At 71.7% G+C, this 18,633-nt stretch carries 20 protein-coding genes; 6 read left to right on the plus strand and 14 right to left on the minus strand.

What is annotated here, in order from left to right; all coding sequences use genetic code 11:
* Positions 1–5 precede the first annotated feature (5 nt).
* The 9 genes from FHT26_RS07180 to FHT26_RS07220 form a co-directional block, all read right to left on the minus strand.
* A complete protein-coding gene (locus FHT26_RS07180) occupies positions 6–572 on the minus strand; it encodes a hypothetical protein (protein ID WP_210427281.1) in 567 nt (188 codons plus the stop codon).
* A gap of 3 nt (positions 573–575) precedes the next feature.
* Positions 576–1,346: a DUF899 domain-containing protein gene (locus FHT26_RS07185; protein ID WP_168559464.1), complete on the minus strand. Its 771-nt coding sequence runs from the start codon at positions 1,344–1,346 to the stop codon at positions 576–578.
* 102 nt (positions 1,347–1,448) lie between these two features.
* Positions 1,449–2,114, minus strand: a complete 666-nt coding sequence (locus tag FHT26_RS07190; RefSeq protein WP_168559465.1) for a glutaminyl-peptide cyclotransferase — start codon at positions 2,112–2,114, stop codon at positions 1,449–1,451.
* A 45-nt stretch (positions 2,115–2,159) separates the two neighbouring features.
* Positions 2,160–3,389, minus strand: a complete 1,230-nt coding sequence (locus FHT26_RS07195; RefSeq protein ID WP_168559466.1) for a helix-turn-helix domain-containing protein — start codon at positions 3,387–3,389, stop codon at positions 2,160–2,162.
* A 46-nt stretch (positions 3,390–3,435) separates the two neighbouring features.
* Positions 3,436–4,116 carry a biliverdin-producing heme oxygenase gene (locus FHT26_RS07200; RefSeq protein WP_168559467.1) on the minus strand — a complete coding sequence of 227 codons (681 nt, stop codon included), beginning with the start codon at positions 4,114–4,116 and terminating at the stop codon, positions 3,436–3,438.
* Positions 4,117–4,146: 30 nt separating this feature from the next.
* The gene (locus FHT26_RS07205) at positions 4,147–4,542 is read right to left on the minus strand and encodes a hypothetical protein (RefSeq protein WP_168559468.1); all 396 of its coding nucleotides are present in this window, start codon (positions 4,540–4,542) and stop codon (positions 4,147–4,149) included.
* Positions 4,539–5,606, minus strand: a complete 1,068-nt coding sequence (locus FHT26_RS07210) for a GlxA family transcriptional regulator (RefSeq protein ID WP_168559469.1) — start codon at positions 5,604–5,606, stop codon at positions 4,539–4,541. Before FHT26_RS07210 ends, FHT26_RS07205 begins: the two co-directional genes overlap by 4 nt.
* Positions 5,607–5,811: 205 nt before the next feature.
* Entirely contained in the window at positions 5,812–6,213 is a 402-nt protein-coding gene (locus FHT26_RS07215) for a VOC family protein (protein WP_168559470.1), read from the minus strand.
* Positions 6,214–6,316: 103 nt separating this feature from the next.
* On the minus strand, positions 6,317–6,946 hold the full coding sequence (locus FHT26_RS07220) for a TetR/AcrR family transcriptional regulator (RefSeq protein WP_168559471.1): 630 nt from the start codon (positions 6,944–6,946) through the stop codon (positions 6,317–6,319).
* Positions 6,947–7,022: 76 nt separating this feature from the next.
* Here FHT26_RS07220 and FHT26_RS07225 point away from each other — a divergent pair, with 76 nt between their 5' ends.
* The 3 genes from FHT26_RS07225 to FHT26_RS07235 all read left to right on the plus strand — a co-directional run bounded on the left by FHT26_RS07225 (position 7,023) and on the right by FHT26_RS07235 (position 9,947).
* On the plus strand, positions 7,023–7,505 hold the full coding sequence (locus FHT26_RS07225) for a hypothetical protein (protein WP_168559472.1): 483 nt from the start codon (positions 7,023–7,025) through the stop codon (positions 7,503–7,505).
* Positions 7,506–7,507: 2 nt separating this feature from the next.
* Positions 7,508–8,416, plus strand: coding sequence for a DUF2145 domain-containing protein (locus FHT26_RS07230; protein ID WP_349238103.1), 909 nt, complete (start codon positions 7,508–7,510; stop codon positions 8,414–8,416).
* A 439-nt stretch (positions 8,417–8,855) separates the two neighbouring features.
* Positions 8,856–9,947, plus strand: a complete 1,092-nt coding sequence (locus tag FHT26_RS07235; RefSeq protein WP_168559473.1) for a hypothetical protein — start codon at positions 8,856–8,858, stop codon at positions 9,945–9,947.
* A 31-nt stretch (positions 9,948–9,978) separates the two neighbouring features.
* On the opposite strand, the gene FHT26_RS07240 is transcribed toward FHT26_RS07235, so the two are convergent.
* From FHT26_RS07240 to FHT26_RS07260, 5 genes are all read right to left on the minus strand, one after another.
* Positions 9,979–11,298 (minus strand): type II toxin-antitoxin system HipA family toxin, encoded by a 1,320-nt coding sequence (locus FHT26_RS07240; protein WP_246867759.1) that lies wholly within the window; start codon positions 11,296–11,298, stop codon positions 9,979–9,981.
* Positions 11,295–11,675: a helix-turn-helix domain-containing protein gene (locus FHT26_RS07245; RefSeq protein WP_168559474.1), complete on the minus strand. Its 381-nt coding sequence runs from the start codon at positions 11,673–11,675 to the stop codon at positions 11,295–11,297. Before FHT26_RS07245 ends, FHT26_RS07240 begins: the two co-directional genes overlap by 4 nt.
* A gap of 64 nt (positions 11,676–11,739) precedes the next feature.
* The gene (locus FHT26_RS07250; protein ID WP_168559475.1) at positions 11,740–12,633 is read right to left on the minus strand and encodes a DMT family transporter; all 894 of its coding nucleotides are present in this window, start codon (positions 12,631–12,633) and stop codon (positions 11,740–11,742) included.
* Complete coding sequence (locus tag FHT26_RS07255) at positions 12,630–13,178, minus strand: methylated-DNA--[protein]-cysteine S-methyltransferase (RefSeq protein ID WP_168559476.1); 549 nt, start codon at positions 13,176–13,178, stop codon at positions 12,630–12,632. Before FHT26_RS07255 ends, FHT26_RS07250 begins: the two co-directional genes overlap by 4 nt.
* Complete coding sequence (locus FHT26_RS07260) at positions 13,175–14,713, minus strand: DNA-3-methyladenine glycosylase 2 family protein (protein ID WP_168559477.1); 1,539 nt, start codon at positions 14,711–14,713, stop codon at positions 13,175–13,177. Before FHT26_RS07260 ends, FHT26_RS07255 begins: the two co-directional genes overlap by 4 nt.
* 136 nt (positions 14,714–14,849) lie before the next feature.
* Here FHT26_RS07260 and FHT26_RS07265 point away from each other — a divergent pair, with 136 nt between their 5' ends.
* Genes FHT26_RS07265 through FHT26_RS07275 form a run of 3 tightly spaced genes read left to right on the plus strand, consistent with a single transcriptional unit; the run spans position 14,850 to position 18,545 of the window.
* The gene (locus FHT26_RS07265; protein ID WP_168559478.1) at positions 14,850–16,241 is read left to right on the plus strand and encodes a phosphomannomutase/phosphoglucomutase; all 1,392 of its coding nucleotides are present in this window, start codon (positions 14,850–14,852) and stop codon (positions 16,239–16,241) included.
* Positions 16,242–16,257: 16 nt separating this feature from the next.
* Entirely contained in the window at positions 16,258–17,229 is a 972-nt protein-coding gene (waaC, locus tag FHT26_RS07270) for a lipopolysaccharide heptosyltransferase I (protein ID WP_168559479.1), read from the plus strand.
* Complete coding sequence (locus tag FHT26_RS07275) at positions 17,226–18,545, plus strand: 3-deoxy-D-manno-octulosonic acid transferase (protein WP_168559480.1); 1,320 nt, start codon at positions 17,226–17,228, stop codon at positions 18,543–18,545. Before waaC ends, FHT26_RS07275 begins: the two co-directional genes overlap by 4 nt.
* Positions 18,546–18,633 lie beyond the last annotated feature (88 nt).

Raw genomic sequence — 18,633 nt, forward strand, 5'->3', positions numbered from 1 at the left:
CCATCTTATCGCCGCATCGCAGCGACGCCGCGGCAGACGCCGGTGGCGACGAGGCCGGTGGTGGCCAGCATCGCCGCCGTGTGAACCAGCACGGCCGCCAGCGCGAGGCCCAGCGAGCCCGATGCGGTGATCTCGCGCGCCGGGTTCCCGGCGAGGCACAGCGGCATGAACGCCGGCACCAGCATCAGGCCGGCGCCGTGCGCGGTGGTCATCAGGAACGACCACGTCGCCATCAGCGCGCGGCCGGCGTTCGAGGCGCCGGCCGCGGCGGGTGCTGCCGGGCCCCGCAGCGCGCGGCAGGTCGCCACCCCGATGAGCAGCACGACCAGCAGCACACCGGCCACCCGCCAGACGCCGTCCCGGTCCACCGACCCGCCGTGCGCGAACACGAACGCCACCGCCACGATCGACGCCACGTGCCCGAGGCCGATCGCCCACAGCGCCCGGCGCACCGGCGTTCTCTCCCGTGTGCGCAGGCCGCAGGCCGCCGCCAGCCCCCAGCCGTTGAGCGGACTCAGCCCGTGCAGGGCGCCGAGCCCGGCGAGCGCCACCCACGGCCACAGGCTGGCCATGGCTCAGGCATGCGCCGAGCAGCACGAAGCCGCTGCTGCCTTCGCGGCCGGCGCGGTCTCGTAGCGGTCGTGGTGGCGCACCCACTCCATCGTGTGGCTCATGCCCGCCTCGTCGCGGCCCTTCGGCGTCAGGTCCAGCAGGTCGTAGGTGCCCATCATCAGCTCGACGCCGCGCCCGAAGGTCGAGTAGGTGTGGAACACCCGGCCGGCGTCGTCCTTGCAGAACACGCTGATGCCGGGCGCCTCTTCGGCCGGGAACGGCTGCAGCTTGTAGTTGTAGTAGGCCTCGCCGCGCGCCACTTCGTCCGGCGTGAACGTGACGCCGAAATCGCGATTGAAGTCGGTGCCGTTCGACGACACCCAGCGGAACTGCCAGCCCATGCGTTCGCGAAAGCGCTCGATCTCGGCCAGCGGCGCGCGCGACACCACCAGCATCGAGACATCGCGCTGCGCCAGGTGCGGCACGGCCCCGTCGAGGTGGTCGGCCATGAACGAGCAGCTCTTGCAGCCCGCTTCCCAGCCGGGTGCCAGCATGAAGTGCTGCACCACGAGTTGCCGGCGGCCCTCGAACAACTCGGCCAGCGAGCGCTTGCCGGCGGGCGTGTCGAAGATGTAATCGGTCTCGACGCGCACCCACGGCAACGCGCGGCGCTGGCGTGCCAGCTCGTCGTGCTGGCGGGTCAACGCCTTCTCGCGCTCGAGCAGCGCCTTGCGCTCGGAGATCCAGCGGTCACGGGAAACGACGGAATGGTTCATGGTGTTGTCGGTGTTCATGGCGATGCTCCTCGGCTCGGCGAGCCGTTCGTGGTGGAAGGACGGGGTGAGGGGAGGGATGACGAGAGGGATGAAGAGAGGGCGATGCGAGCGTCCAGCCGCTCACGCCTTCGGGCGCCGCACGGCGCGGACCTTGCCGGTGCCGCCGCCGCCGCAATAGAACAGGCCCGCGCCATCGGATTCGAGCCCGCTGACGTTGATGCCGGCCGGCATCGTCAGCCGGTCGAGCACGGCACCGCTTTGCGGGTCGATGCGACGCACCTCGCTCTCGTCGCCTTCCCAGGTGCCGTGCCACAGCTCGCCGTCGACCCAGGTCACGCCGGTGACGAAGCGGTTGGATTCGATGGTCCGCCGGATCGCGCCGGTGGCCGGATCGATCTGGTGGATCTTGCGTTCGCGGTGCTGCCCGACCCACAGGCTGCCCTCGGCCCATGCGAGCCCCGAGTCGCCGCCGCGGCCGGGTGCCGGAATCGACGCCAGCACCCGGCCGGTGGCCGGGTCGATCTTGTCGATGCGCGATTCGGCGATCTGGTACAGGTGGGTGCCGTCGAACGCGGTGCCGGCATCGCAGGGCAGCTCCAGCGTGCGCGTGGTGTCGCCGCTCGCCGGATCGAACGCCACCAGCGCGGCGCCGGTGGCGGCCCACACCTGGTGGCCGTCATGCGTGACGCCGGCCACCTTGGTGGATTCGCCGAACGGGCCGTACTCGCGCACGATCTCGGCCGTGCGCACCCGGGGGGCCGGGCTCTGCGGGGTCTTGAGGTTCACTGCTGCTCCTTGTCTCGCGCCGCGGATCGGCGCCGTGAGACAACTCTATGCAATCGGCAGCGCAGCAGGGAGTAACAAGATCGTCGTGAATCCGGCCAGCGGCGGTGCGAGCCAGCGGCGCGAACGCGCCTGCCCGATCGCCCGCACGCGGCCGGCGGCTTCGAGCTCGGCGAGCGCGCGCTGCACGGTGCGCTGGCTGGCACCGAGCGCCAGCGCCAAAGCCGAGGTCGACCAGGCCGCGCCGTCGCACAGCAGCGCCAGCAGCGAGCCCGGGTCGCCATCGATCGGCGGTGCGAGCAGCACGACCTCGCGCGCGCCGCGCGGCTGGAGCACGAAGCCGCGCGAGGTCGCTTCGAGGTCGGCCAGCGGCTTGACCAGCGCGCGCAGCCGGCCGATCTCGACCCGCAGCCGCGCCCGGTGCGTCGCGTCCGGGCGGCGGGTGTTGAACACGCGCTCGATCAGCTCGTCGCGGTCGACGTCGCCTGGCCACGCCTGCGCCAGCGCGCGCGCCAGCCCGAACAGCACCGGCCGGCGGGCCAGCGGCAGCCAGGTGTCCGCGGCCTGCAGCCCGTGGCGGCAGGCATCGACGACCAGTGCGTCGGAGGCCAGCAGCGCCGCGACCTCGTCGATGCGCAGGGCCTGTTCGCCGCCGGCCTCGGCGCGGCGCACGCGGCGCGCGGCCGGCTGGTCGAGCGCGGCCTGCGCCTCGGCCACCTCGGCGGCGAGCGCGGGCACGCCGGCACGCTCCGCGGCCGCCTGCGCGCGAACGAGCGCCGCACGCGCCGGCACCGGCCGCAGCGAGCGCAGCGCGAGTTCGGCGGCGCTCAGTTCGGCCACGGCGGCGAGCGATGCCGGCAGCCCGCGCACATCGAGCTGTGCGAGCGCGGTGCCGGCCTCGTCGAGCCGGCCCAGCAGCAGCAGCCGGCGCGCCGCGATCAGGCGCGCCTGCAGCGCATTCGCGTGGTCGTCGCGCGCTTCCAGCACGATCGCGGCGTCGGCCAGCGCGCGCGGCGAGCCGCCGAGGTCGCGCATCGCCAGCGCCACCTCGGCCTCGGCCACGACGCAGCGCGCCCGCGCCAGCCCTTCATGCGCGCCGAAGCCGCGGGCCGCGCTGCGCAGCAGCTCGCGGGCGCGTGGGTGCTCGCCGAGCTGGGCCATCGCGATGCCGCGCAGCGCCAGCGCCGGCGGGTCGTCGCGCAGCGCGATCCGCTTCAGCGCGCCGAGCGGGTCGCCAGCGGCCAGCGCGCGCGCCGAGGCGGTGATCAGTGAATCCATCGCGCAAGGCTACCTCGGCCCGCGCCGGCGCCCGATGCCGAGCCGTTCAGGCCATCTCGGCCGGCTCGGTGTCGGTGCGCGGCCGCAGTGCCAGCGACAGCAGCTCGTCGAGGCGGTGGTACGCGAGGCTCGCGCCCGACACGAAGTCGGTGCCCTGCCCGTGCGAGAAGCGGGCCGAGTCGAGCACCGCGGCCAGGCTGCGCCAGGCGCGGGTGCGGTTGGCCAGCGGTGACAGCAGGTGGCGCCCGCCATGCGTCTCGCTCAGGCCGAGCTGCTCGCCGAGGTTCTGCGCCTGCGCCATCATGTCCAGGCTCAGCATCAGGCCCTCGCTCGCATACAGCCAGCCCAGCGCCTCCATCAGCCCGAGGCCATGGGTCGCCGGCGTCGCGCCGGGGTTCGGCGGCCAGGCCCGCAGGTCGTGCAGGTCGGCCTCCATGCGGCGCGCGCGCGGTGCGTCGACCAGCTCCGGATCGGGGATCACGCGCCAGACCTCCTCGTCGGCATAGAGCCGCCGAACGTCGGCGAGCATGTGGTACAGCACCGTCAGGAAGCCGGCATAGTGTTCGGCGGTCCGGAACGGCTCGATCAGGTTCAGGCCGTCGCGCAGGTAGTCGTGCAGGAAACCGGCGTCTTCGCTGAGCCGCTGCGTCAGGGTCCTGCCCGACGGCGTCGGCGCGAACGGTGCCGGCACGGTCGGGAACTGCAGGGCGATGTACGGGATGTGCATGGGCGCGCGTGGGGTCTCGGTGATCGGGGGTCAGCGGTTGGCATGCTGCATCGGCTGCGTCGGCGCGAAGCCGTGCTCCGGCAGCGTCGGCTTGTCGGTCAGCGAACTCAGCGAACTCAGCGAACGGGGTGTCGCCTGGGGATACCCCGGCGAGCGCGCCTGCACCTGCGTGCCCACCAGATGGTCGGCCGCCTCGCGCAGGCGTTGCTTCGCCCGCACCTCCTTCAGCTCCTGCGCCTGTTTCGCGAAGGTGGTCTGGAAGCGGTTCAGCTCCTTCCTGTGCCGGCGCTCCACCTGGCCCAGCACGATGGAGACGCGGCGCGACACCCGCTTCATCTCGCGCGCCCGCCCGAAGTGCCAGCCGGTCGCCACGCCGGCCGCCAGGAACACCGCCGCACTGCCGACCCACAGCAGCAGCTCGGTCATGCGGGTTCTCCTTGCGGACGGATCTCGTGCTGCGCCAGCGGCGCGCGACGCGTGTGCCGTTGCCCGGAACTCGGCTTGCGGGCGCGCAGGTCCGCGCCGCCCAGGCGGGCGCGGTATTCGGCCGGCGTGCAGCCGAGCTGGCGCACGAAGGCCCGGCGCATGCGTTCGTCGTCGACGAAGCCGCTCTGGGCCGCGATCGCCTTGATCGACACCGGCGACGACTCCAGCAGGTGGCAGGCGCGCTCGACGCGCAGCTGCTCCACCACCTTGGCCGGCGTCTGCCCGGTGCTGCGCACGAAGAAGCGCGCGAAGTTGCGCGGGCTCATGCCGGCGCGCCCGGCCATGTCGGTCACCGTGGTGGGCTGGCTCAGCCGCGTCGCGACCCAGCCGAGCAGGTCGGTCAGCATGCTGTCGGCGCCGCGTTGCGCGAGGCGCTCCTGCAGGTTCAGCAAGGTGCTGCGCTGCGCCTGGCTGCCGGAGCGCGCCATGAACACGACCAGCGTGCGGGCGACGTCCAGGCCGATCTGCGGACCCAGGTCGGCACGCACCAGCGCGAGTGCCATGTCGATGCCGGCCGTCATGCCGGCGGCCGTCCAGAACTTGCCCGACTGCACGTAGATCGGGTCGTCTTCGAGTTGCACGCGCGGGAAGCGCGCCCTGAAATCGTCGCCATGCCCGGCCAGCGTGACGGCGCGCTGGCCATTCAACAAGCCGGCGGCGGCCAGCAGGAACGAACCGGTGCCGATCGAGCCGACGCGCCGCGCCTTCGGGGCGGCCTGGGCGATCCAGTCGACCAGCACCGCATCGCGCAGCGCCGGCCCGATCTCCGGGCCCCCGCACACCAGCAGCGTGTCGACGGTGGCCGGCGGCACGCTGTCCAGCGGCTGGGTCTGCAGCGCGAACCCCGCCGAGGTGGCGACCCCGCCGCCGTGCCGCGAGACACAGGCGACGCGGTAGGCCGGCGGCCGGTTGGCCCGCGCGAGCAGCGCATTGGCCACGGTGAACACTTCGGTCGGACCGGCCACGCCGACGATGCTGGATCCGTCCGGTACGAGCACGGCCATGCATCGCACATCCGGGATAGCTTCCATTCTTTTTGTACTCCCTGTCCCAACATTGTTGCTGTTCGTAACAGGGCTATCTTCTCCGGCGAGTGTGGGATTCGACTGTGTACTTTCTCGCACATCGACCTCCCTTGGCGCGAATGGAGGTCGTATTGGCCTTAACCGATGGGTCGGGAGGGGCGGGTCCTCCCGGGGGTGGGGGCGCTCAGGTCATCGTCGCGCGGACGTCGTCCGGCGCATCGGCACGGGTGTTGATCTCGACCAGCAAGCCGCCGGGCGCGACGCAGAAGAAGCGCGTGCCGCGCGGGCTGCGCACCAGATCGACCTGGATCTCGATGCCGTCGGCCTTGAAGCGCTCGTACAGCGTGCGCACGTCCTCGGCCGTCGGCAGCTCGAAGCCGATGTGGAAGTTGTGCGGCCAGTCGACCTGGAAGCCCTGCGCCTGTTCGAGCACGATGTCGAAGCCGGGCCGCTTCAGGATGTTGTAGCCCGGGTGGGCGGTGGACGTGCAACCGAGCCGCTGTTCGAAGAAGCGGGTGCTCGCGGCGAGGTCGTTCGACGGGAAGCTCAGGTGGTTGAGCTTCATGGTGGTGGTGATGTGGTTCATCGGGCGATGCCTGTGGTGGGAAAGGACGGCATCGTAGGAAACGGGGGCCGTTCGATCTACTCGCATCGACGGGTGCGGCGCGGCCCCTGGGACAGGCGGTGGCTCAGCGCTTGCCCGACTCGCTTTCGGGGCTGACGGCGGCCAGGCGCAGGTAGCCGAAGACGGCGGCCTCGACGCGCCGGCGCAGCGCCGGCTCGTCGGATTCGCCGCGTTCTCCGGCACCGTCGACGAGGCCGCGCACGATGGCGCCGACGTCGTCGACGGCCCGCTCATGGACCGGCTGGCGGGGCAGGTCGGCGCGGCCCAGTATCTCGGAAACGAGCGCGCGGAACGCCCCCTTGACTACCGCGGCGCGCAGCTCCGGGCGGCTCTCTTCCACGTCGAGCAGCCGCGCCAGTTCGGGCCGCCGCAGCTGCTGCGCCACCGACGCGGCGATCAGCACGCGCAACGCGGCCGCGCCGTCCGGCTGCGCCAGCGCGGCCCGCGCCTCGGCATGAAAGCGCTCGCCTTCGCGCTGCATCAGCCCGAGCGTCAGCGCCTCCTTGGACGGGAAGTATTGGTACAGCGAGCCGATGCCGACGCCGGCGCGCTCGGCCACCGCGTTCGTGTTGAAGCTGGCCATGCCGCGCGCTTCGAGCACCTGCGCCGCGGCCTCGAGCAGCGCTTCGACCGTGCGCTGCGAACGGGCCTGCTTCGGTGCCTTGCGGGGTGTCAGCGGAGGAGGGCGGGGCATGGGCGGATTCTCGCGCGTCGTCGGCTATGCTGCGCCGTCCCCTGCGTCCCTTGTCCCGCATCACCGAAGGATGACCATGACCCGACTGCCCCTCATTCGCGCGACCTGCCTGTCCGCGCTGTCGCTGCTGGCCCTCGGCACCACGCTGCCGGTCCAGGCCGAGAGCTTCGCTTCGTCGGCATCGAGTGCCGGGTCGGCCTCGTCCGGCAGCGTGTCCGATTCGATCAAGGGATCGAGCAACAGCTCCCGGCGCGACAAGGACGTCGCCGAAGGCCAGTACCGCGTGATCGAGGTGGCCGAGGTGGCGGAAGTCGCCGGCCGGCCCGCGATGATGCAGCTGACGCTGCGTGCCACCGAGGACGGTGCGTCGCGCGAGTTCATCCTCGAGCTGCCGCGCCAGGCGCTGGCTGCCCGGCCGCTCGGCACCGGCGACCTGGTGCAGGCGAATCAGCGCCCGTACGGTTTCGAGTTCGCCCGCGTCGACACCCGCGAGGCCTTCTTCCTCGTGCTGACCGACGACTGGCGGCGCGACCTCGATTCGCGCGTCGTCACGCTGTGACGGTGCCCCGCGGCCGCACGGCGGTCGCGGCGGCGGTGCTGGCCTGCGGTGCCTGGTTCGGCAGCGCGCAGGCCGCCAGCGTGCAGTTCTGCGATCGCCCGGCGGCGATCGATGCCGGCCAGCAGGACAAGCTGCTGCGCTTCGCCGCCGTGGTGCGCCAGCAACTCGACCGCTCGGGCCGTCGCGTGGCCTTGATCTCGCGCTCGGGGCTGGACCTGAGCCGCTTCGGGCTGCTCTACTCGCATGCCGGCATCCTGCTGAAAGCCGATGCCGACAGCGCCTGGTCGGTGCGCCAGCTCTACTACGCCTGCGAGGAATCGCGCCCGCGCCTGTTCGACCAGGGCGTGGCCGGCTTCCTGCTCGGCGCCGACCGGCCGTCCATCGGCCACGTCTCGATCGTGCTGCTGCCCGAGGCCGAGGGCGCCGCGCTCGCGCGCACGTCGCTCGACCGTCGGCTGGCGCTCGACCTGCTGGCGGCCCGCTACAGCGCCAACGCCTACGCGTTCAGCACGCGCTACCAGAACTGCAACCAGTGGGTGTTGGAGCTGATCGCCAGCGCCTGGGGCGGCTTCGATGCCGGGCCGGTGTCGCGCGAGCAGGCGCAGCAGTGGTTGCAGGCGCAGGGCTACTCGCCGGCGCCGGTCGAGATCGGCTCTCACGGGCTGATGTTCGCGGCGCAGTTCGTGCCGCTGATCCACGTCGACGACCACCCGCGCGACGACCTCTACGCGATGAAGCTGCGCATCAGCACGCCGGCCGCGATCGAGGCCTTCGTGCACCAGCGGCTGCCGCAGGCCGAGCGCGTGGAGCTGTGCCACGACGAGCGCAAGGTGGTGGTGCGCCGCGGCTGGCAGCCGCTCGGTCCCGGTTGCGAAGCAGGCGCGGGCGACGAGACCTTGGCGCTGGATTGATACAAAGTTGAATGACCGGGCTTCGGATTCGGCCCGTCGCCGTCGCGCTCGTCGGCCATCGGCATCCCGGGCGGCGGCGGCCGTCGCCGGCGCGACAGCTTCGATTCCATCTCGTCGGGCGACGAGTCGGACGGCGGCTACCGGCGTCCGAGCGCGTCGACGCTGGCGCCGCGGCGCAACCTGCCGCGTCCGCAGGGCGTCGAGGTCTACCGGCACACGACGGATGAAGACAACTACGCGAGCATCGCCGGTCAGCAGCGTCAGCTACAACACGCCGCCGCGCGGAAGCTTCATCCCGTCGCACCGCCATCCCGACGATCCGTACTGCGGCCGCTGAGCGGCTTGCGCTGCCATCGTTCTGACCGCGTCGGGTCATCGACGCGACATCGGCGCTCCTTACCCTCGCGGCCACATCAACCGTGGCACGAGGGGAGAGAGCATGCTGAAGAAGACCATCGCCGCGCTGGCGGCGGGCCTGGGCCTGTCATTCGCGAGCATCGCGGCGCAGGCCCTGACGACGGCGGAACTCGCGTTCCGCCATGCGCCGGTGCACTACCAGGACACCGACTCGAGCGACTACCCGTCGGAGTACATCACCGCGTACGACTACGACAACGACCGCATCACGACCAACAACTGGGACAACCGCGGCAACGGCCAGTGGCCCGCGACGGTGTACTACTCGGTGGTCGAGAGCTGCACGCACTGGTTCATCGGCTATTCGTTCTACCACCCGCGCGACTGGTCGGACACCGCCTTCGACCAGGAGCACGAGAACGACCTCGAAGGCGCGATCATCTCGGTGCGCAAGGACGGCACGCCGTTCGGCACGATGGAAGGCATGATCACCGTCTTCCACACCGATTTCTTCGCGTTCACGCCGGCCGGCAGCCCGTACCGCAACGGCCACGAAACCATCGACGGCACGGTGTCGTTCGAGATGGACAACGGCATCAGCCGCATGAAGACCGTGCAGGAGGCCAAGGGCCACGGGCTGAAGGCCTGGCCGTATGCGTCGAACTTCAACGGCGCGGCCAACCAGGACGGCATCGTCTACTACCCGACGCTCGGCACGCCGGGCCACCCGCTGTCGGGCAACGACCGGCACGTGGCCTACCGGCTGGTCGACCTGAACCAGCCGGACGGCCTGTACGCCGCCGCGCTGGGCGACGCGCTGCAGCCTGCCGCGCAGGCGCAGACCTTCGCGACCTGGGGCACCTTCCGCGGCGACACCAGCGGCGGCTGCGGCTCGGGCCTGAAGACCTGCAGCACCAACGCGGCCAACACGCCGTGGGGCTGGGACGACGGCAACGACGGCGAGAGCTACCGCGGCGAGTTCGCGCTCGACCCGGCGCACCTGTTCTCGTTCTACTTCAGCGGCACCGGCAACTTCAGCCAGCAGTACCTGAGCAACCCGTTCCTGAGCGGGCTGCGCAGCACCGGGTTCCATTCCGGGCACGCGCCGGCAGGGTTCGCGACGCAGCTCGACCTGAACACGCTGTACGCGAAGCTGGTGAACAGCTGCTCGTAGCGTGGCTGGCTCGCGCCGATGTCCGCAACGGTCAAGCGTGCAGGTTGATTGAAACCTGCCTCAAGCGCTTTGCAATGGTGGCCGCCACGCGAGATGGGGCGTCGGCCAGCAGCGCCGGCCACAGCGCACGCGCGCGTTCGCGCGTGTCGCGCACGATGCGCCGGAACCGGTTGAACGCCAGCAGGCCCGCCGCCTTGGCCAGCGCCTCGGCGGCGTCTTCGTTCCAGGCCTGCAGCGATTCGTCCATCCTGCGGTTCTGCGACAGCGCGCGCGGGTCGTCCGGGTCGAAGTAGGCCGCAACGCACACCATGTCGTAGGCCGGCGCGAGCCGCGGGTGCAGGCCGTCTTCGTACAGCAGTGCCCAGTTCTTCGAATGCGCGTCGGTGTTGCCCATCAGCGCATACGCCGTCCAGCGGCGGAACACCTCGTCGAGATCGCGCACGTCGCTGGCCGGGGATTGCTTCAGCAGCACCAGCAAGGCCCGCATCGCGGCCGGCAGGTCGCGGTACTTGCGGCGGCTGTCGATGCCGAGCGCCTGCGTCAGCTCCTCGAAGTGCACGCGCTGCGTGCGGCCGTCGAGCAGCGGCCGGCGGTCGAAGCGCGGCACGTGCAGGTAGTGGCTGAACGGCAGCGCGATGCCGGGCAGCTCGAGCTCGGCCACCGGGCGCGCGCTCGCGCCGGCGGTGCGCACGCCGACCGCCTCGGCCAGCCGGTAGCAGCAGGCCTCGTTGTGCACCAGGTCCGGGTACGCCGTCGACGGCAGCTTCACCAGCACCTCGCCGGCCTCGGTACCGCTGCGCACCACGTAGCGCGCGCCGCGATGCACCATCGAGAACTTGGTGACGAAGCCGCCGAGCGAGAAGCCGTCGTCGACCGGCGCCGCTACCGCCGACGGCTCCAGCGGCTCGAGCCGCTTCGTCGCATGCAGCTCGACCACGCCGGCCGGCACCCCGTGTGCCGGCAGCACTTCGAGCGCGCCAGGCAGGTCGTGGCCGGCGGCGGCCAGCAGCTCGAACTCGTCGTCGCGCTCGACGCCGCGCCGCTCGGCCAGCCGGTCGCGGTTGTGGCCCTCGGGCAGCATGTTCTCGAAGAACACCGGCAGCCGGCCGATGCGCACCAGGCGCTCGTCGTTGACGGCCGTCAGGATCGCGCGGGTCTGCGCTTCGTCGGCACCGCGGTACAGCTGCGACAGCGTCGGTCGGATCGCGTCGCCGACGTAGGCCTCGTCGAACGACACGCGGATGTTGTCGCCCACCTGCGACAGCCAGCCGATGCGCCGCGGCTGCGCGGCATCGGGCACGTGCAGCCGCAGCTCGGCCATCGTGATCGGATCGGTGGCGTTGCGGCTCATGACGGGGCTTCGTCCTCGTCGAGGTCGCCCGCGGCGGCCCGGAACGCCTGCTGCCCCACGCCCAATGGCGCGCTGATGCCCGCCGGCAGCGACACCGACTGCCCCTGGTTGGCGATGAACGCGACCGTCTCGGCCAGCAGCGCCTTCGGCACCGGCACCAGCGTGTAGCCGAGTTCGTCGAACAGCGCGGTCAGCGTCGACAGCCGCGCATCGGCCTGGCCTTCGGCCGCCGCCACGGTCAGCCGGCTCAGCCCGGTGCGCTCGGCCAGGCTCACCAGCGACCGCCGGTGGGCACGGCGCAAGGCCTTCAGCTGTGCAGGCAGTGGCTGCTGCGGCTCGGCGACCTGGGATACCCGCGGCGTGGCATTGATTTGCATGGCAAAGCAATCATTTTCATTGGAATGATTGCTTCACTATACATTGATAGGAAAACCATGCAAATCAAGCAAAATGTCTGGAAAACCAGGCGGGCGGCTTCAGCACGCCGGTCGTCAGGCTGGTGCCGAGCAGGATCACCGCGCAGCCGGCCAGCATCTGCGGCGTCAGGCCTTCATGCAGGAACAGCCAGCCCCACAGCACCGCGAACACCGGGATCAGGAAGGTGACCGACAGCGCGTTCGCCGGCCCGATGTGGGCGATCAGCCGGAAGAACAGGATGTACGCGATGCCGGTGCAGCCGACCGCCAGCAGCGCGGCGGCCGACCACGCGGCGAGCGACGGCATCGCGGCGGGCCACCACACCAGCGCCGGCACCGCCAGCAGCAGCGCCGACGACAGCTGGCTGCCGGTGGCGACCGCCAACGGCGCAACGCCGGTCAGGTAGCGCTTCGTGAAGCTGCCCGAGAAGCCGTACAGCAGCGTCGCCGCCAGGCAGGCCAGCACCGCCCAGCCGCTGCTCGCGCCCGGCTTGAAGCTCGCCTTGTCCCACGCGAGCCACAGCACGCCGACGAAGCCGATCGCGAGGCCCGCCACGCGCGCGGGCGTCAGCGTGTCGCGCAGCCAGAGCCACGCGATCAGCGCGCCGAACAGCGGCGTCGCGGCATTGAAGATCGACGACAGCCCGGCCGTGATCGACAGCGCGGCGTAGCTGAAGCACAGGAAGGGCAGCGCCGAGTTCGTGATGCCGACGACGAAGATCGGTCGCCAATGGGCGCGCAGCACGCCGGCCTGGCCGCGCAGCGCGAGCAGCGGCAGCAGGAACAGCGTGGCGCCCCAGACGCGCACGGCCGCCAGCGCGACCGGGCCGAACTCGGCCGCGCCCATGCGCATGAACAGGAAGGACGCGCCCCAGATCGCCGCGAGCCCGGTCAGTTCGACCGCATCGGCGCGCTTCAAGACGCGGCCTCGGTGGCGGCGACGCGCTCGACGCCTTCGAGTTGCAGCAGCGCCTGCTTGCGCTGCAACCCGCCGGCATAGCCGGTGAGGCTGCCGTCATGGCCCAGCACGCGATGGCACGGCACGATCACCGACACCGGGTTGCGTCCGACCGCCGCGCCGACCGCCCGCACTGCCTGCGGCGCGCCGACCTCGCGCGCGATCGCGGCGTAGGTGCAGGTGCCGCCGGCCGGGATGCGCAGCAGCGCCTGCCAGACGATCTGCTGGAACGGCGTGCCCTGCAGGTCCAGCGGCAGCTCGAACTGCGTGCGCCGGCCGGCGAAGTAGTCGCTCAGCTGCTGCGCGGCCTCCTTCAGCAACGGGTCGTCCGGGTCGTGCGGCACGGTGGGCAACTCGCCCGGATGGGCCTTCTGCCCGTCGAACCACATGCCGGCAACGCCATGGGCGGTGCGGGCGAGCAGCACCGGGCCGAGCGGCGATTCGAAGGCGGCTTGCGCGGTGCAGACGGTCCGCAGCCGGCGGGCGAGGGTGGAGGTGGTGGTCATCGTGTGGCTCCTGAAGCAGGTGGTGTCGACGGGGTCGCGTCGGGTGGCAAGGGCGCCAGGCTGTTCCACAACCTGAGCACCGCATACGAGCGCCAGGGCCGCCAGGCCTCGGCACGGGCGTCGGCCTCGCGCTGGTTCTGCGTGCCGAACAGGGTCTTCATCGCGTTCAGCACCGCCACGTCCTTCGGCGGGAACGCATCGGGCCAGCCGAGCGCTCGCATCGCGAGGTAGTGGGCGGTCCACGGGCCGATGCCGGGCAGCGCGGCCAGCGCCGTCATCAGCGCCTCGGGCCGGTGCGGCAGCGCCAGCAGCCGCGTCAGCTCGGGCCAGGCGTTGGCAAGCGCCTGGATCGCGCCGACGCGGGTGCGGATGATGCCGAGCTCGGCGATGTGCTCGAGCGGCGCCGCGGCCAGCACGGCCGGCGACGGGAAGCCGCGGGCGATGTCGTTCCACGGCGTGGCGAGCGGCTCGCCGAAGCGCTCGATCAGCCGCCGCGCCAGCGTGCGCGCCGCGGCCACCGTGACCTGCTGGCCGAGCACCGCGCGCACCGCCATCTCGAAGGCGTCGATGCTGCCGGGCAGCCGCAGCCCGGGCGCGCCGGGCAGGTCGCGCAGCGCGTCGTCGATGGTCTGGGGCGCGGCGTCGAGGTCGAGCCAGCGCCGCACCGCCATCACGACGCGGCCGCTGTGCGGCGCGAGCGTCGCCGCGTAGCGCAGCCGCAGGCTGGCCGGACGCGTCGGCGTCTCGTCGATGAACGAGGCCTCGAGCCAGCCGGCCTCGGGCCCGAGCACGCCGGCGCGCACGCTGCGCCGCACCCGCGCGGCCTCGACTGCCTCGACGCCCGGCACCGCGCGTGCGGTCAGGAAGCGCAGCATCGCCGCGGTGTCGTACGGCGAGCGGAAGCCGAGCGACACGGTCACGCCGTCGTCGGGCGACAGCGGATCGGCACGCCCATCGGCATCGCCGCGCAAGCGCGTCGGGCTCATGCGGTAGCTGTCGGCAAAGGCCGCGTTGAAGCGCCGCAGGCTGCGAAAGCCGCTGGCCAGCGCGACCTGCGCGACCGGCAGCCGGGTGTCGGTCAGCAACTGCTTGGCCAGCAGCAGGCGGCGCGTCTGCACGTACTGCAGCGGCGTCACGCCATGCTCGGCCGCGAAGATGCGCCGCAGGTGGCGGTCGCTGACGCCCAGGTGCGCGGCCAGCGCCGCGATCGACGGGGTTTCTTCCTCGGCCGCCGCATGGTCCAGCCAGTGCGCCGCCTGGCGGGCCAGTGTGCGCGATGCATCCATCACGGTCCACGCGAGCCCCGGCCCGGGCGCGACTTCGGGCCGGCACTTCATGCACGGCCGGAAGCGCGCCGCCTCGGCCTGGGCCGGCGTGTCGAAGAACACGCAGTTCTCTCGGCGCGGCGTGCGCACGCGGCAAATCGGTCGGCAATAAATGCCGGTGGACGTGACGCCGACGAACCACTGGCCGTCGAAGCGGGCGTCGCGGGCCTTGATGGCCAGGTAGGCGGCATCGGAGTCGAAGGAAGGCATGGCGGGATTATCGAACCCTCGCGCGGCAAGACTCGCCGTTTTCGGACATGTCGCGGACGCGGGTGGGGACCCGTGCTGGCCCGAAGGCTGCATGTCAGACGCTCCCTACAATGCGCACCTCTCCAGGAGAAACCGAATGCAAGTGACTGCGTCCAACTTCAAGGCCTATGACATCCGCGGCATCGTCGGCAAGACGATCGACGAAGCGTTCGCGGAGCACCTGGGCCGTGCCTTCGGCAGCGAGGCACTGAAGGCGGGTGAAAAGGCCGTGGCGGTCGGCCGCGACGGCCGCCTGTCGGGGCCGGGCCTCGTCGCCGCACTGATCCGCGGCCTCGCGTCGACCGGGCTCGACGTCGTCGACATCGGCGCCGTGACCACGCCGATGCTGTACTACGTGGCTGCCACGCGCGGCCAGCATGGTTGCAACAGCGGCATCCAGGTCACCGGCAGCCACAACCCGAAGGACTACAACGGCTTCAAGATGGTGCTGGCCGGCCGCGCGATCTACGGCGACGAGATCCAGGCACTGCGCATCCGCATGGAAGCCGAGAACTACACCGTGGCCAATGGCCGCACCGGCACGATGGACGTGCTCGCCGAATACCGCGCACGCATCGTCGGCGACTGCAAGCTGGCCCGCAGGATGAAGATCGTCGTCGACTCCGGCAACGGCATCCCCGGTGCGTCGGCGCCCGGCATCCTGCGTGCGCTCGGCTGCGACGTGACCGAGCTCTACTCCGAGGTCGACGGCGATTTCCCGAACCACCACCCGGACCCGAGCAAGCCCGAGAACCTGGCCGACCTGATCCGCACCGTGAAGGAGACCGATGCCGAGCTGGGCCTCGCGTTCGACGGCGACGGCGACCGGCTCGGCGTGGTCACGAAGGAAGGCAACATCATCTACCCGGACCGCCAGCTGATGCTGTTCGCCACCGACGTGCTGTCGCGCAACCAGGGCGGCACCATCATCTTCGACGTGAAGTGCACGCAGCGCCTCGCGCCGACCATCCGCGCCGCCGGCGGCAAGCCGCTGATGTGGAAGACCGGCCACTCGCTCGTCAAGGCGAAGATGAAGGAGCTGAAGGCGCCGCTGGCCGGCGAGATGAGCGGCCACATCTTCTTCGGCGAGCGCTGGTACGGCTTCGACGACGCCACCTACACCGCGGCGCGGCTGCTGGAGATCCTGTCGCGCGGCAAGAACCCGAGCCAGGTGCTGAATGCGCTGCCGACCAGCTTCAGCACGCCCGAGCTGAACGTCGCGTGCGACGAAGGCGAGCCGAAGCAGGTCGTGCAGAAGCTGCTCGACGGCGCGCGCTTCCCCGGCGCGAAGGAGATCATCACGATCGACGGGCTGCGTGCCGAGTACGACGACGGCTTCGGGCTGATCCGTTCGTCGAACACCACGCCGGTGCTGGTGCTGCGCTTCGAAGGGCACACGCAGGAGGCGCTGCATCGCATCGAGGCCGACTTCATGGCCGCGCTGCGCGTGGCCAAGCCCGACGCGCAGATCGCTGCCGCCGCGCATTGACCGCGTCGCCGTCGTCGTGCGCGTCCTGATCGTCAAGCTGTCGTCGCTCGGCGACGTGGTGCATGCGATGCCCGTCGTCCACGACCTGCGGGCGGTCTACCGCCATGCGCAGGTCGACTGGGTCGTCGAGCCGGGCTTCGCGCCGCTGGTGCGGCGCGTGCACGGCGTCAGCGAGGTGATCGAATGCGCGCAGCGCCGCTGGCGCCGCGCCTGGTGGACGCGCCCGGTGCGCGACGAATGGCGCGCATTCCGCCAGCAGCTGGGGCAGCACCGCTATGACGCGGTGCTCGACCTGCAGGGCCTGACCAAGTCGGCGCTGGTTGCGCGGCTGGCCGACGGGCCGAGCTTCGGCCTCGCGAACCGCACCGACGGCTCCGGCTTCGAATGGCCGGCGCGCTGGCTGATCGACCAGCCGCTCGCGATGGAGCCGCATGTGCATGCGCTCGATCGCTCGCGCAAGCTGGCCGGCATGGCGCTGAACTACCCGGTGCAAGGGCCGCCGCAGTTCGGACTGCGCGCCGATGCGCAACCGCTGCCGCTGCCGACGCTGGTGTTCGTGCACGGCAGTTCGCGCGACGACAAGCTGTGGCCCGAGCAGCACTGGATCGAGTTCGGCCAGCGCTGCATCGGCGCGGGCTGGCGCATCGCGCTGCCGCATGCGGGACCCGCGGAGCTGGCGCGCGCGCAGCGCCTGCAGCAGGCGTTCGGCGCGCATGCCGAGGTGTGGCCGGCGATGTCGCTCGACGCGCTGGTCGACCGCATGGGCGCGACGCAGGGCGTGATCGGCGTCGACAGCGGGCTGAGCCACATCGCGGTCGCGCTCGGGCTGCCGCATGTGCAGCTGTACAACTTTCCGACCGCGTGGCGCACCGGCCCGCAGATCGCGCACGGCCACCGGCACCAGGTGTCGGTCGAGCGCACGCCGACGCCGGAGGTCGACCTGGTGTGGGCCGCCTGGCAGGTCGTGCGCGCCGCGTCGCGGGCATGACGGGCGCCGTGGATCCCGCACGCGACGTTCCGGCCGCCACCTGGCGGCAATGGCTGGCACGGCAGGCCTATTCGCTGCTGCTGGCATCGCTGAAGCCGGCCTACCTGCTGCGGCTGTGGCTGCGCGGCCGGGCCGAGCCGCTGTACCGGCACAAGGTGCTGGAGCGGCTGGGCGACTACCGCGGCGAGCGCTGGGTCGGCGACGTGTGGGTGCATGCGGTGTCGCTCGGCGAGACGCTGGCGGCTGCGGCCTTGATCGATGCGCTGCGCGCCGAGCGGCCGAACCTGCGGCTGCTGCTGACGCACGGCACCGCCACCGGCCGCGAGGCCGGCAAGGCGTTGCTGCGCGACGGCGATGCGCAGGCCTGGCTGCCGTACGACACGCCGGGCGTCGTGCAACGCTTCTTCGAGCAGTTTCGTCCGCGCGTCGGCGTGCTGATGGAAACCGAGATCTGGCCCAACCTGCTGCGGCGCGCGCAGGGCAGCGGCATTCCGGTGGTGCTGGCGAATGCGCGGCTCAGCGAGAAGAGCCGGCGCCAGGGCGAGCGGTTGGCAGCGGTGCTGCGGCCGGCGGTCGAGGCGATCACGCTGGTGCTGGCGCAGACCGAGGCCGATGCGCAGCGGCTGCGCGAATCGGGCGCGCGCGAGGTCGTCGTCTGCGGCAACCTGAAGTTCGACATGGCGCCGGACGAAAGCCTGCTGGCGCGCGGCCGCGCGTGGCGGCATGCCCTGGCGCGGCCGGTGCTGCTGGGTGCGGTGATGCGCGAGGGCGAAGAGGCGATGCTGCTCGCCGAGTGGGCGAAGCAGGCGCCGGCGAACCGGCCGCTGCTGCTGATCGTGCCGCGCCATCCGCAGCGCTTCGACGAGGTCGCCGCGCTGGTGCAGGCGGCCGGGTTCACGCTCGCGCGGCGCAGCGGCTGGGGCGACACGCCGCCGGCCGATGCGTCGGGCGCCGACGTGTGGCTGGGCGATTCGATGCGCGAGATGGCGCTGTACTACGCGATGTCCGACGTGGCACTGCTGGGCGGCAGCTTCGCGCCGCTGGGCGGGCAGAACCTGATCGAGGCCGCGGCCTGCGGCTGCCCGATCGTGATGGGGCCGCACACCTTCAACTTCGCGCAGGCGGCCGAGCTGTCGCAGGCGGCCGGCGCGGCGCTGCGGGTGGCGGACATGGGCGAGGGTGTCGCGAGCGCGATGAGCCTGCTGGCCAGCCCGCAACGCGAGCAGCGGGCCGCACAGGCGAGGGCGTTCGCGGCCGCGCACCGCGGCGCGGCGGCGCGCATGGTGCAACGCATCGTCCGCTGGATACCCGCGTAGGCCGGATATTCGTCCGATGGTGCCGAACCGCCGTCGAACCGACAGTTCAGCCCATCGCCCTCACGGCCCCTGCAACCGCGGCATGATG

Source organism: Rhizobacter sp. SG703, assembly GCF_012275445.1.
In the GTDB taxonomy this organism is placed as follows: Bacteria; Pseudomonadota; Gammaproteobacteria; order Burkholderiales; family Burkholderiaceae_C; genus Rhizobacter.